We start from the raw sequence: 13691 nt of genomic DNA, 5'->3' as shown, positions 1-13691 counted from the left end.
TGGAGGGATGGGACATGGTGGCACGGCTCTACCGGTGATCGATGCGCGCAGGCACGATGCGGTGATCTTCGATATGGACGGTGTGGTCACCGATAGCGCGTCGATGCACGCCGCGGCCTGGACGGAATTGTTCGACGTCTTCTTGGATCACCGTCCGGCCGGCGCCGGACAGGACCGCTCCCCGTTCACCGAGGACGACTATCTGCGTTTTGTCGACGGCAAACCCCGCTATCGGGGTGTCGCGGATTTTCTCGCCGCACGGGGGATCGACCTGCCGTGGGGGAACTCTTCCGATCCGGAAACGGCCGAAACGGTCTGCGGGCTGGGCAACCGGAAGGACCTCCTGTTCCTGGAGAAGGTCGCCCGCGAGGGTGTGCGAGTGTTCGGATCCACGGTCACGCTGATCCGGCGGCTCGGCGACGCGGGTGTGCGCACAGGGGTGTTCTCCGCGAGCCGCCACTGCGCGGACGTGCTCACTGCCGCTGGTGTCGCCGATCTGTTTGCGGTGCGGGTGGACGGCATCGTCGCCGAGAAGCTGGGCCTGCCGGGGAAGCCGGATCCGGCGATGCTGCTCGAGGCCGCCCGGCGGCTGGGTGCCGAGCCGGATCGGACGGTGGTCGTCGAGGATGCCGAGGCGGGTGTGGCGGCCGGACGCGGCGGCGGTTTCGCCCTGGTCATCGGCGTCGACCGGCACGCGAACGCCGACCGGTTGCTCGCGCATGGCGCCGACTTCGTGGTCTCCGACCTGGCGAAGGTAGGACTGCGCGGCGGATTCCGGCGGATGTCGGAACTTCCGGACGCCCTGAAATGCTGGTCACGCATCGCCGATCTGTTGGGCACCGAAAAGCCAGCCGTCCTCCTGGATTTCGACGGCACCGTGGCCGATATCGTCGCCGACCCCGCCGACGCCGAACCGATCGACGGTGTCGCGGCGGTGCTGGCAGAACTGGCCGGACAATGCCCGGTCGCGGTCATCAGCGGCCGCGACCTGACCGATCTCCGGGAGCGCGTCGGGGTCGACGGAATCTGGTACGCGGGCAGCCACGGCTTCGAACTCATGGCCCCGGACGGCACCCGGCATGTCCACGACGCCGCACCGGGTGCGGAGCGGGTACTCGCCGAGGTGGCCGGTGACCTGAGTCGGAGATTGCGCGACGTAGCGGGGGTCCTGGTCGAGCCGAAGCGCTTCGCTGTCGCCGTCCACCACCGTAATGTCGCGGCCGACGAAGTCGTGCGGGTGGTCGCAGCCGTCCACGAGACCGGTCAGGCCGCCGGCTTGCGGGTCACGCATGGCCGGCGGGTCACCGAATTGCGACCGGATGTGGATTGGGACAAGGGCACCGCGTTGCGGTGGATCCTTCAGCACCTCACCACCCCGGTGTTGCCGATCTACCTGGGCGACGACCTGACCGACGAGGATGCCTTCGACGCCGTCGGATCCGATGGGGTCGCGATCGTGGTGCGTGCCGAAGAGACCGGCGACCGGCACACCGCTGCCCGGTTCTCGGTCGCCGGAACCCGGCAGGTGCGTGCCTTCCTGCATCGGCTGGCGGAGTTGTTGCGCGGCGGGGCGACTGCCGTCGCCCCGGAGGCGTGGACGCTGACCTTCGACGGTTACGACCCGGCGCAGGAGAAGCTTCGCGAGGCGCTGTGCACGCTCGGCAACGGCTACTTCGCCACCCGCGGCGCGGCGCCGGAGTCTCCGGCCGGAGGGGTCCACTATCCGGGCACTTATGCCGCCGGGGTGTACAACCGGCTCACCGACCGGATCGGCGGGCACGTCATCGACAACGAGAGTCTGGTGAATCTGCCGAACTGGCTTTCCGTGACCTTCCGGATCGACGGCGGCGACCGGTTCGCCCTCGAGTCGGCGACCTTGCTGGATTACCGGCAGCAGTTGGATCTTCGCCACGCCGAACTCGTACGGAGGTTCCGCTTCCGCGATCGTGCCGGGCGGATCACCGCGGTGTCGCAACGCCGCTTCGTCGCCATGCATCGCCCACACCTGGGCGCACTGGAAACGACGATCACCGCCGAGAACTGGTCGGGCACGCTGCGAATCCGCTCGGCGATCGACGGCAGGGTGCGCAATCGGCTGGTGCAGCGCTATCACGATTTGTCGGACAACCATCTGGTAACGGAACGCGCTGTGGAGCTGTCCGGCGATTCGGTGCTGCTCGCCGTGCGCACCAATGGATCCGGCCTGCCGGTGGCGATGGCGACGCGTAGCACGCTGCGACGCGGCGGTGAACCGGTTGACCAGGTTCGGGATTCGATCGATCGAGACGGACTGATCGGCCACGAGTACACCGTTGACGTCGCCGCCGGAGACTCGGCCACTGTGGAGAAGGTCGTCAGCGTCTGCACCGGACGGGATCACGCGAACGCGGGAACCGAAGAGGAGGCTGTCCGCTGGCTCGAGAGCGTCGGCGGCTATGCGGAGTTGTTCGAGGGACATGCCGTCGCTTGGGAGCATCTGTGGGCGCGGCTGCGCATCGACCTCGACGGCCGGGAACAGCCGGCCCGGGTCGTGCGCCTACACCTGTTGCACCTGGTACAGACATTGTCGCCGAACACCGTCGATCTCGATGTGGGCGTGCCTGCGCGCGGTCTGCACGGTGAGGCCTATCGCGGTCACGTGTTCTGGGACGAGCTCTTCGTCTTTCCCGTGCTGAATACCCGTTTCCCCCATTCGACTCGATCCTTGCTGCGGTACCGCTATCGCCGGTTGCCCGAGGCGCGCCGGGCGGCCGCTGCGGCGGGACTGGCCGGAGCGATGTTCCCGTGGCAGTCCGGCAGCGACGGCCGCGAAGAAAGCCAGCGATTGCATCTGAACCCGCTGTCGGGACGGTGGAATCCGGATCCCAGCCGCCGCGCGCACCACATCGGGATCGCGATCGCCTACAACGTCTGGCAGTACTATCAGGCCACCGGCGACCTGGAGTTCCTCATCGATTCCGGCGCGGAACTGCTAGTGGAAATCGCTCGCTTCTGGGCAAGCCTGGCGACCTACGACACCGAGCGCGACCGCTACACGATCCGCGGTGTCATCGGTCCCGACGAATTCCATTCCGGCTATCCGGACGCGCCCGGGACCGGTATCGACAACAACGCCTACACCAATGTCATGGCGGCTTGGGTGATCTTGCGGGCGATCGACGCGCTCGCACTGCTCGCCCCGCGCGAACGGTCGGAATTGCTGGAGACGCTGTCGGTGCGCCCGTCGGAACAGCGGCATTGGCACGAGGTATCCCGGCGGATGTACGTGCCGTTCCATGACGGGGTCATCAGCCAGTTCGAGGGATACGAGCAGCTGGCCGAGCTGGATTGGGACGATTACCGTCGTCGTTACGGCAACATTCAGCGGTTGGACCGGATACTCGAAGCCGAGGGCGACGACGTCAACCGCTATCGGGCCGCCAAGCAAGCCGATGTGCTGATGCTGTTCTATCTCCTGTCGGCCGACGAACTGCGTGAACTGCTGGGGTATCTCGGGTACCAGCTGCCCGGGGAGATGATTCCGCGGACCATCGACTACTACGTGGCGCGGACATCGCACGGCTCGACGCTCAGCGCGCTGGTGCATTCGTGGGTGCTGGCGCGGGCCAACCGTGATCGCGCCGTGGAGTTCTTCGATCTGGTGCTGGGCTCCGACGTCGCCGACATCCAGGGCGGCACCACGGCGGAAGGCATTCACCTCGCCGCGATGGCAGGCAGCGTCGACCTGCTGCAACGGTGCTTCACCGGCATGGAACTGCGCCAAGACCGCCTGGTCTTCTGCCCGTACTGGCCCGCCTCGCTCGGCGCCCTGTCGTTCCCGATGATCTATCGCGGCCACCGGCTGACGGTGCGCGTCAGCGGCGATGGCGTCGAGATCAGCTCGGATCCGGGCGCGTCGCCGCCGATCGAGATCACCTGCCGGGAACGGACCGCGCGGCTGGCGCCGGGCGACACGGTCCGGCTGGTGAACACGATCCCTGCCCGCGCGGGATGACCCGGTTCGGGTGGAACGAGGCGGTCAGCTCTGCGATCTGGCGATGAGCACGGGCGCCGAGGCCCCGTGCGGCGGTGTTTCGGCCGGCTCGGTGGTGATGTCGAGTTCGCCGAGCGGGGCGGCGCTGTCGCGGCGGCTTCGAGTGCAGCGGTTGCCTGCGCACGGTCACTGTCGAAGTCGATCTGCTCGAGTGCGACGCCCGGTCCGAAATCGGCCGGCACGGGAATCGAGTCGATGATGTGCCGCGGTGCGCGGCGGTGGGCCGCTGCGAGTGGTCGATCTTGCGGCGCAGCAGGATGTCGTGCGGCTGCGTTGGTCCCTCCGGGCGAGAGTCCTTGGGCCGGACGTCGAGGGACTTGCGTGTCGCCTTCCTCTGTTCGCTCAGTGGCCTTTCGTCCCTGTCCTCGAGGCCGATAAGCCGCATTCATGGCCGCGGTGAGGCTCATACCGTTGAAGTGGGTGCCCGGTCGGGCACTACACGATCACATGGGCTCAGGAGGCATGCCATGACAGAGCGGCGATTCGACGATCCGCATCACCTCGCCACTGCGAAGGTCATCGTCGGTGTGGACGGTTCGGACGGGTCGTGGGCCGCTGTCCGGTGGGCGGCGCAGTTCGCGGCCGAACGTGGACGTGAACTCGAGATCCTGCACGGCATGGATCTGGTGGGCACCGGTTGGGTGCTGGGTGACTACGAAGTCGTCATTCCCTCGGTGATCGATGCTGTACGCGAACAAGGCAAAGACGTGGTTACGCGGGCCGAACGGCTGGCCTGCTCGACCGCGCCCGAACTGCGCGTCTCGACTCGCGTGTCCTCCGACACCGGTAGGGACCTGTTGATCGAGCACAGCGCGGAGGCGTATGCGGTCGTGATCGGGGCGACCGGCAACGCAGGCACGTTCACTCATCTGGGATCCACACTGCTGGCCGTGACCGCTCACGCGCGCGGCACGGTGGTGGTCGTTCGCACCGGCCCCGACGCTGGCGACGCGATCCAGGTCTCGGGGCCGGTGGTCGTGGGCGTGGACGGCAGCGCGGTCGGTGATGCGGCGATCGCCGCGGCGTTCGCCGAAGCGGCCGAGCGTGGGGCCGAGTTGGTCGCCGTGCATGTCTGGAGCGACTGGGATTTCGGCCGGTTCGCCGGTCACACCAGCTTGGGTGAGCTCGACCTGGACAATGTGGAACGGGCGATTCTCGCCGAGCGTCTTGCGGGTTGGCAGGAGAAGTTCCCGGACGTCCGGGTCGCCCGGAAGGTCGAGGTGTCCGCGCCGGCTCCGCATCTGCTGGACTGGTCGAAGGTGGCGCAGTTGCTGGTCGTGGGCAGTCGCGGACGTGGCGGGTTCGCGGGCATGCTGCTGGGGTCGACAGCCAACACTCTGGTGCAGCACGCGTCGTGTCCGGTGATGGTCGTCCACTCGCGGGAGGACCGGCGGGGCAGTGGAGACCGCCGCTGAAGTCGGCGCGACCCGACCTGCTCGCCGCCGCCGCGGCGGCGGGCTGCGGCCCAGTCGGTCTCGAATACGTTGCGCTGCTCGCGGTTGCGTATGCCTCGTCATCAGGAAGGGTTCTCCGCCAAGCCGAGTAGGCGGCCGCGGGCGTGGGCGATGGCATCGGGGGTGTGTTCGAAGATCTGGCTGTCACCGCCCGCGGGGAGAGCGCCGATCGCGGCCAGCCGTCGCTTATGGTCGTCGCGCAGACCGGACATGAGCACGGTGATGCGGCGGTGTTCGAGCTTCGCCATGGCGTCTTTGAGCACGAGGGCGCCGGTGGTGTCGAGGGCGGTGATATGGGACATACGCAAGATGACGATGTGGACGTCGGACACCTCGGCCAGCTCGAGGAGGAATCGGTGGGCGGCGGCGAAGAACAAGGGCCCGTCGATGCGGTAGGCCACGATGTGATCGTCCAGCAGCTCATGTTCTTCGGCCAGGTGGTCGAAGTCGTCCGCGGGGTCTTCGAGCGAGATCTGCTGTAGCCGGGCCTCTTTCGCGACCGCCCGCAAGGCGAACACGACAGCGATGCCGACACCGACCGCGACCGCGGTGACCAGATCCATGGCGACGGTGACGCCGAAGGTGATGGCCATGATCGCCGCGTCGGCTTTCGAGGCGCGGGCGATGGCCATCAAGGACGCTGCCTCGATCATCCGCACCGTGGTGGCCAGCAGGACCCCCGCCAGCGCCGCCAGCGGGATGTCGGCGACCAAGGGCGCGGCCAGGTAGACGATCGCGGCCAGCACGACAGCATGGGTCAGCGCGGCGAGACGTGTGCGGGCGCCGGAACGGACATTGACCGCGGTGCGGGCGATCGCACCCGTGGCCGGGACGCCGCCGAACATCGGAGCGGTGAGGTTGGCCAGTCCTTGCCCGAGCAGTTCTCGGTCGGGATTGTGACGGGTGCCGACGGCCATCGCGTCCGCCGCTGTGGCCGACAGCAGCGATTCCAGCGCGGCGAGCGCGGCCACCGCGAGCGCGGGTCCGATCAGGGCGCCGATCTGGTCGAGTTGCACGAAGCCTAGTGTGGGAGCGGCCAATCCGGCGGGGATCTCACCGATCGGGGTGAGCTCCAGGTGGAATGTGTGCGCCGCGGCGGTAGCGGCGGCCACCGTGATCAGCGCGAGAGGCAGTTTCGCCAGGTACCGGCCACCGGCAAGCACGGCCACCGCGACCAACAGGGTCGTTGCGAGCGCCGGATGGTTTGGATGCGCGATGAATTGCCGCACCGCGTCGAGGGCCGATTGCCACACCTTCTCGCCTTCGGCGTGGGCGATGCCGAGGGCGGACGGAAACTGTTGCAGGGCGATGACGACGGCGATCCCGGCGGTGAATCCCTCGATGACCGGGGCAGGCATGTACCGCACCGCCCGGCCGACCCCGGCGAGTGCGAGAGCTACCAGCACGAGACCGGCCATCATCCCCACGGCCAGTACCCCGCCGCCACCGTGCTGATGAAAGATCGGCACCAAGACCACGGTCATAGCGCCGGTCGGTCCGGAAACCTGGAAGCGGGATCCGCCGAATACCGCCGCCACCGCGCCCGCGATCACCGCGGTCGCGAGACCGGCGGCGGCACCCAGGCCGGAGCTGATGCCGAACCCGAGCGCCAGCGGCAGTGCGACCAGCGCGACCATGAGCCCCGACAGCAGGTCCGCGCCGGGTGCGCGCACGGCGGAGTTCCAGTCCGACCACGACGGCAGGAGCGCGCGCGTGGTCATCGGGCCTCCGCGTTCGCCGCGTACCACCGGCCGTCGGCCCCGAACCGCCTCCACGCGGTGTTGTCGTCCACCTGCGCCGGCGCAGACACCGTACCGGTGGTGACGGGGTGAGTCACGAGAGATCCTTCCTTCATGAAGACGCAATATTGTTAGTTTAGAAAATATGCAATCAGCTGGCGCATGCGGCCCCTGCAATGCGGTGCGATCCGGTTACACGGGGTGCTCGAGGGCTTCGGCCTGGCCCGCGACCACGCCGGTGAGGATGGCGCGGGCGGTGGCGAGCAGTTCCGCGATCGCGGGGGTGGCGAGTTCGTAGGTGACCGACAAGCCCTCACGGCGGGCGGTCACCAGGCCGGCGCGCCGCAGAATGGACAGTTGCTGCGACAGGTTCGCCGCCTCTACGCCGATCTCGGTCAGCATCTCCGACACCGTGTGCTCGCGCTGGCTGAGCAACTCCAGAACGCGGATACGCACAGGGTGGCCGAGGGTTTTGAAGAAGTCTGCCTTCATCTGATACAGCGGCCTGCTCAGTCCTGGCATGGTAGCCACTCCCTTCCGCCGGCAGGCCGTTCGGGAACGGTCATCCGCCTACTGATTGCGAACTTTAGCAAACAGCATAACTCCGGCGACGGCACCAATCCGCAGACGCCGGATAGCGTGCTCATGTTCGTAGCGCCTCTGCTTGCGGCGTGTCCGCTGCGTGCATATCCCGGCCGGTGCCCCACGAGTCGGTGAGCGGGTGCAGGGCGCGTCATAGGGATTCGTACTCGCCGAGAGCAGGAGCCGTGGTCTGCGGGGGCAGGCGGAGCTATCCCGTCCGGCGATCTCGCGGTCGGCTCAGGGCGATCGCCAGCAGCGGGCAAGCCGCGGCGACCTGAAGTACCAGAAGTGTGACGACCGGCAGGCCGGCCAAGACCAGCGCGGCGATTCCGACAGCCGCCGCTAGCACATACAGCGGTGCGTGGCGGACGTTGAACACTCCTTGCCGTGATTGGGTTCTCATTGCTGTCTGGCACTGCTCGGGCACAGCCGAGAGGGCTGAAAGTCCCGTGCGATGGCATCGGCGCTCGCCGCGGTATTGCCGAACATCGATTCGTAGATCGCGCGCCGAGGTGACAGATCCTCACGCGTCCTCGGTGGTGGGCAGATTGGCGGCGCAGACCGCTTCTACGAATTCACCGACGGCGGTCTCGGTCAAATGGCGGGCCAGATCGGCTTCGGTGATGATGCCGGCCAGGACTCCGTTGTCGGTGACCGGGAGCCGCCGGACCCGGTGCTGCCGCATGAGCGTCAGCGCGTCGTCCACCTCGGTGCCGATCTCGACGGTGTGCAGCCGTTCGGCGCCCTGTGCCAACTCTCCGGCGGTGGTCTTCTTCGGATTCGCGCCGATACCGACGACCTTCACGACGATATCGCGATCGGTGACAATGCCGACGGGATGACCTTCGCCGTCGCAGATCGGCAGCGCGCCGATATCGAGTTGGCGCATCCTCTGGGCGGCTGCTTCCATAGTCTCTCGAACACTGATGTGCCGTACATCGGGCCGCATGATGGCCTGCACCGTTGTCATGAGGCAACTCCTTCTATTCCGGACGGCCTACTCACTACTCATCATCATTCGACGTCGGCGGACGTATCGACAGGGCAGAAGGTCATCTGGCGGCGGCCCGTATCGAGAGCTGACCACCCGGTGCGCTCGGATGCGGGCCGGCGCGGCGGCGGTGACCGGTCTGCTGAATACCGAGCAGATGACTCATTGCAGCCTGGCCGGTACGGCATGGTCGGGTCGCCGATACAGAGCCGAAATACGCGCCGGTCGACGCCATCGAGTGCGCCCGGCCCGCCGGCTCGGCGCCGCGCTCTGAAGCTTCGGAACCGTCGGCGCCGACGACCACCGGTGCGGTCGCCAGCAGATGCGGGTTCTCGCGGTATGGCAGGTCCATGTCTGTCGCTTTCCGGATTCGGAAATCAGCTGTCCTTCGTAGCGTAAGAATTCGCAAATCGTTGGACTGCCGTCGTTGGTCCTCGCAGGCCGAAGGGCCGCAAATGTCGCCGCGCCGGAATCGTCCGGGCGCCACCGGGTATCTGCCGTTCGGGACTATCGGCACTGTCGTCCGGCTGACCGGGAGGAGGGAGGTGAAACAGCCGAAATCAGGACAGGGGAGAAGCGACCCGGCGCTGTCGCAGTCATCGGATGAACGGGTACTCGGTCCCTGGTTCTCGGGGCGTTCGACCCTGTGCGCCGCCTGAGGGGCAGTGGTGCTGTGTATGCCGACCGATTCGAAGCACCGGAAAAGAGAGGCAGGCAACAGCATTGGCACGGGACCTGACGCAGCGCGAGATTCTGGCCGAACTGGAACCGATCGCCGAGGACTGCGTGCACCGGCACCTGTCGATGGCCAAGGACTGGAACCCGCACGACTACGTGCCATGGGACGAGGGGCGAAACTTCGCCATGCTCGGTGGCGCCGACTGGTCTCCCGAGCAGTCCTCCCTCACCGACGTGGCGAAAGCCGCGATGATCACCAATCTGCTCACCGAGGACAATCTGCCTTCCTACCATCGCGAGATCTCCGAGAACTTCTCCCGTGACGGTGCCTGGGGTACCTGGGTCGGCCGCTGGACGGCCGAGGAGATGCGGCACAGCACGGTGATCCGTGACTATCTGGTGGTCACCCGCAGCGTGGACCCGGTTGCTCTCGAAGCGGCCAGGATGGCCCACATGACCAATGGATTCTCCTCCGGCGCAAGTGAAAACGACGTCGCCAGCGGCGCCGGATTCCTGCACTCGGTCGCCTACGTCAGCTTCCAGGAACTGGCCACGCGGGTCACCCACCGCAACACCGGCCGGGTGTGCGACGACCCGATCGCCGACCGAATGCTGCAGCGCATCGCCGCCGACGAGAACCTGCACATGATCTTCTACCGCACCATCTGCGGTGCCGCCCTGGACTTGGCACCCGATCAGGCGATGGAGGCTATCGACACCATCGTGGAGAACTTCCGGATGCCAGGGGCGGGCATGGCCGACTTCCGCCGCAACGGCGTGCTGATGGCCAAACACGGCGTCTACGACCTGCGCCAGCACTTGGAGGAAGTGCTGCTTCCGGTGGTCAGGCAGTGGAACATCATGGACCGCGACGACTTCGGAGCACGCGGCGAGCAAGCGCGCGACAGACTCGCCGCATTCCTCGACGACCTGCAACAGGTACGAATCCCGCGCTTCGAACAACAGCGCGCCCGTGCCTTGGAGCGTGAACGTAGCCGCGTGGCACAGTAACGCCAGAGGAGATCATCACCAGCAGAACTCCGACCCTGTGGCCGGCCCCGAAGTGGGTTGTCGGAGGCCGTCATGCGGGATCGAATCCCTCGGTGTGCGTTGCGCCTACTGCCGTTGAAGAGGTCGTTGAAACGATGGTGGCCGTGATCTTCGCGGGACAGCGGCTTGTGTGCTTCCCTCCGACCCGGATCCCTTTGGGCACCGGTCAGGTCGGGACGCTCCGGTGCCGGTGATGGTCGCCTCGTTCTCGAGGTTCATCACTGCGATAATGATTCCGACCCCGACACTGCGGATCTCGCCGAACCGTGTGATCCGACCACCCCTGAACGCGTCGCGGCTGCGGAGGGGACGCGAGAATACGTCAAATCGCTTGTGCGGAAGGCTGGGTCAACGTGGCGGCTTCGATGCCGAGGACGCGCACTACTCGCCTGGTGGCAGCTGGCCGCCCGGGATCGCAGAAGGGTATCGCTCATGTCCGTGAACATTCACCTCTCGCTGTATGTCGAAAAGCTCTCCTCTCCAGCGGAAGCCGACAACATCGAGGTGGCGGTGGAGAGGGTGTTGAAGGAGCACGGGATCGACTCGTGGATGCTGGTGAGCGTCTTTCACAACCCGCCCTGGGTGAAGGCATCCAGCGAGAACGGCCCGATCATCGTCCGCGGGTTCGGCGAGTGGAGCAAGATCTTCGAACGCGACGTCACAGATGTTATTCGCGGTATCGCGCCCGAGGCGGACATCGATCTGGAATGGGGATATCCGGACCAGGACTGAACCGCTGAACCGCACCCACCGGCTCGCGCGGCATTCATCGCCGAGAGAGCGCTTGCACGGCGGGAGCGTCGCGGTGGGTGCGATCTTCGCAGCCGGGTGGGTTGGTCTCGTGTGGTGTCGTTACGGGGTGCATGAGCTGGTGGCCGGATGATTCGTGGAGGTTGGACATGGTGAAGTGGAGCCCGGATGACCTCCGTCGTCCGACGTGGTGGGAACGGACGTTCGGTCCCAAGGCGTATATGGAGATGATCAAACACTTGCGTGATGAGTTCGACGCCGCCGGAGCCGAGAGGTTCATGTGGGTTGCCATCAGGTTGAGCCACTCGGAGCATCTCGTCACGGATAGTGACAATCCGATTATTCGATTGTGCTTCGAGAAGCAGAACCTCTATCTGCGGGGCTGGACGATCGATCGAGCCTGGTCGTTCATGGCGGCGTGGTCGGGGGAAGAGAGGGCCCCTTGGACAGCGGCTCGGCTGAGTGAGCTGCCCGCTCTCAGCATGTACCTGGGGGGCCGGGAGAGAGGTCCTCATATCCCGTCGGAGTACGGTGGCGCCGCCGCCGAGCCCATGCTGAATCGCCGGCAATTCTTCCGAAGCCTCGATGTTCTCTACACCTACTTGTTCCCTCTGACGAGGGGCCAGGGCGGACCCGATGTCGGCATCGACAATGCGACGGCCGCTTTCCACCTTGTTGCCAGGATGACCTCGGAGATGGCGCGGTTCGACTCGTTCTGTCGGAAGTTTCGCGGCAACTTGGAAGGTGGGATAGCACAAACCCTCCGTCTCGACTCAGGGTTCGAATGGGGTGACGGGCAATGGAAGACCCCGCCGTTCGCCGATGTGGTCACCGATTGGCAGAACTACACCAAGAAGGCCGCTGGAGGCGTCGACTCACTGCAATGGGAGAACGCGCAAGTCTCCGCGGGGCAGGCCGCCGAGGTCTTGGGCGTCGACGGTGCCAGGTGGCGGTCCTAGCAACCTTCGATCCCACGGTCGGAATTCAGGGCGATCCGGCTGTCACGGTGTGATCGCCCGGTACCGCGACGGCCGTTCCTCCTGGGATCCGCGAAGTCGGTGGTGGGTCGGGTGACGGGATCTGGGCCTGAAGTCAGGAATCGGGTTCGATCTTCCAAGTGGCCAGTGATGCGCCGTAGCCCCGACGCATGACGTACACGTGGCGGCTGTACTGGTCCGGGTGGGCATCGTTGTCGTTCACATACAGATGCTCTCCACCGTATCCGCCGGTGATGGCGACGTCATCGCTGTAGCGGACCACTCCCTTCCCGTCGGAGGTCAGTTCGCCGTCGACCTGGAGACCGTTGGTGCCGCTGGTGGTCAGTTTCTCGGTACCGCCGTTGGAGACGCGGATGTCTCCGCCGGCGGACAGGAATCCTTCGACGTCGCAGTCGGAGTTCAGGGTGGTGCGGCCGTTGACGGTGAGTCCGTTGCGCACGGCGAGGGCGTTGTAACCACCGGAGATTCCTCCGGCGGCGGTGAGTTGCTGATCGACCGTGGCCGTCCGGTGGACTTGCAGATCACCTTGGACGACGAGGCCGTCGGAGACGTTGAGATCGCTTCTGGCGGAGAGAGTTCCGCTGACCGTCAGCGCGGCGACGGTCGGGTTGGTGACGGTGATGGGTACCAGGGCATTCAGGTAGGTGGGTTCGAAACCGTGGGCGGTGTATTCGGCGACGAGCGTGAACGTCGTGTCGCAGGCGAGGGCGAATGCGCGCCCGGCGTCGGTGGTGCCGCCGTCGGGGAGGATGACGCGGGTGTCCGTGCCCGAGTAGAGCACGGTGCCGTCGCCGTCGTAGAGCGTGAAGGACGTGCCGTTGCTTTCCCAGGTGAAATCGACCGGGTCTCCCGCCGTGAATCTGGTTTGGGGAACGGAGGTTCTGCTCGGGCTGTGGGTGATGAAGTTGCGCAGGTAGAAAGGCTGCGGTTCCACAAGCATGTCCACTTTGCTCTGTCGGAGCTTGTGGCGCATCTCGTTGTCGGTGGTGGATTTTTCGCCGATGGCGCAGGTCAGTGTGCCGGTGGGGGTTCCGAGGGGGCCGGTGAGGATGATGCTCATCGGGTAGTCGATGAGATCGGTATCGTCATCATCGTCTGTGGCTGTGTTCTTGAAGGTGAACTGATAAGGACCCCTGGCGCTGTCGCCGGTGGTCTCCTCCTCCGCCGCGGCGGTGAAGACCTCCCATTTGCCCTCGGGGGTGCACGAACAGGCCGGTTTGGCCGTGAAATAGGGAGCGCCGCCCTCGGACTCGCTGGCAACGGCGATCTGGATCTCTTCGCAGTAGACCGGTTGGCTGCGGGGCGTGACAGCGATGACGATGCGGGCGTGACCGGGAGTGTCCTTGGTTCCGGCCTGTAGTGGTGACGGGCTGGTCGAGGGCTGATAGTTCAACAATGGCTGCTCGGTCATGTGTG

Annotated in this window: 9 protein-coding genes; 5 read left to right on the top strand and 4 right to left on the bottom strand. The window is 66.2% G+C overall.

Annotation, left to right across the window (positions count from 1 at the left end):
- The first annotated feature begins 7 nt into the window (after positions 1–7).
- Positions 8–3994, top strand: coding sequence for a trehalose-phosphatase (gene otsB / locus ABZ803_RS13885; RefSeq protein ID WP_357036845.1), 3987 nt, complete (start codon positions 8–10; stop codon positions 3992–3994).
- 506 nt (positions 3995–4500) lie between these two features.
- On the top strand, positions 4501–5448 hold the full coding sequence (locus ABZ803_RS13880) for a universal stress protein (RefSeq protein ID WP_357036841.1): 948 nt from the start codon (positions 4501–4503) through the stop codon (positions 5446–5448).
- 101 nt (positions 5449–5549) lie between these two features.
- Here the strand turns inward: ABZ803_RS13880 and ABZ803_RS13875 are convergent, their stop codons facing one another.
- The 3 genes from ABZ803_RS13875 to ABZ803_RS13865 form a co-directional block, all read right to left on the bottom strand.
- Positions 5550–7208, bottom strand: coding sequence for a SulP family inorganic anion transporter (locus tag ABZ803_RS13875; protein ID WP_357036838.1), 1659 nt, complete (start codon positions 7206–7208; stop codon positions 5550–5552).
- A gap of 210 nt (positions 7209–7418) precedes the next feature.
- Positions 7419–7748: a metalloregulator ArsR/SmtB family transcription factor gene (locus tag ABZ803_RS13870; RefSeq protein ID WP_357036835.1), complete on the bottom strand. Its 330-nt coding sequence runs from the start codon at positions 7746–7748 to the stop codon at positions 7419–7421.
- Between the two features lie 583 nt (positions 7749–8331).
- Positions 8332–8778, bottom strand: coding sequence for a CBS domain-containing protein (locus ABZ803_RS13865; RefSeq protein ID WP_357036832.1), 447 nt, complete (start codon positions 8776–8778; stop codon positions 8332–8334).
- A 744-nt stretch (positions 8779–9522) separates the two neighbouring features.
- Here ABZ803_RS13865 and ABZ803_RS13860 point away from each other — a divergent pair.
- The 3 genes from ABZ803_RS13860 to ABZ803_RS13850 all read left to right on the top strand — a co-directional run bounded on the left by ABZ803_RS13860 (position 9523) and on the right by ABZ803_RS13850 (position 12236).
- Positions 9523–10488: an acyl-ACP desaturase gene (locus ABZ803_RS13860; RefSeq protein WP_357036829.1), complete on the top strand. Its 966-nt coding sequence runs from the start codon at positions 9523–9525 to the stop codon at positions 10486–10488.
- A gap of 471 nt (positions 10489–10959) precedes the next feature.
- Positions 10960–11259 carry a hypothetical protein gene (locus ABZ803_RS13855; RefSeq protein ID WP_357036826.1) on the top strand — a complete coding sequence of 100 codons (300 nt, stop codon included), beginning with the start codon at positions 10960–10962 and terminating at the stop codon, positions 11257–11259.
- A 167-nt stretch (positions 11260–11426) separates the two neighbouring features.
- Entirely contained in the window at positions 11427–12236 is an 810-nt protein-coding gene (locus tag ABZ803_RS13850) for a hypothetical protein (RefSeq protein ID WP_357036823.1), read from the top strand.
- Between the two features lie 133 nt (positions 12237–12369).
- Here the strand turns inward: ABZ803_RS13850 and ABZ803_RS13845 are convergent, their stop codons facing one another.
- Positions 12370–13686, bottom strand: coding sequence for a hypothetical protein (locus tag ABZ803_RS13845; protein WP_357036820.1), 1317 nt, complete (start codon positions 13684–13686; stop codon positions 12370–12372).
- Positions 13687–13691: the final 5 nt, after the last annotated feature.

It is taken from the genome of Nocardia sp. NPDC047648, from assembly GCF_040642815.1.
GTDB lineage: Bacteria > Actinomycetota > Actinomycetes > Mycobacteriales > Mycobacteriaceae > Nocardia > Nocardia gamkensis.
This window is presented reverse-complemented; position numbering and strand designations above follow the sequence as displayed.

What these genes read in the sequence shown, in the direction of transcription:
- otsB (WP_357036845.1), top strand. Translation starts at nt 8, where the DNA reads ATGGGACATGGTGGCACGGCTCTACCGGTGATCGATGCGCGCAGGCAC.
- ABZ803_RS13880 (WP_357036841.1), top strand. Translation starts at nt 4,501, where the DNA reads ATGACAGAGCGGCGATTCGACGATCCGCATCACCTCGCCACTGCGAAG.
- ABZ803_RS13875 (WP_357036838.1), bottom strand. Translation starts at nt 7,208, where the DNA reads ATGACCACGCGCGCGCTCCTGCCGTCGTGGTCGGACTGGAACTCCGCC.
- ABZ803_RS13870 (WP_357036835.1), bottom strand. Translation starts at nt 7,748, where the DNA reads ATGCCAGGACTGAGCAGGCCGCTGTATCAGATGAAGGCAGACTTCTTC.
- ABZ803_RS13865 (WP_357036832.1), bottom strand. Translation starts at nt 8,778, where the DNA reads ATGACAACGGTGCAGGCCATCATGCGGCCCGATGTACGGCACATCAGT.
- ABZ803_RS13855 (WP_357036826.1), top strand. Translation starts at nt 10,960, where the DNA reads ATGTCCGTGAACATTCACCTCTCGCTGTATGTCGAAAAGCTCTCCTCT.
- ABZ803_RS13850 (WP_357036823.1), top strand. Translation starts at nt 11,427, where the DNA reads ATGGTGAAGTGGAGCCCGGATGACCTCCGTCGTCCGACGTGGTGGGAA.
- ABZ803_RS13845 (WP_357036820.1), bottom strand. Translation starts at nt 13,686, where the DNA reads ATGACCGAGCAGCCATTGTTGAACTATCAGCCCTCGACCAGCCCGTCA.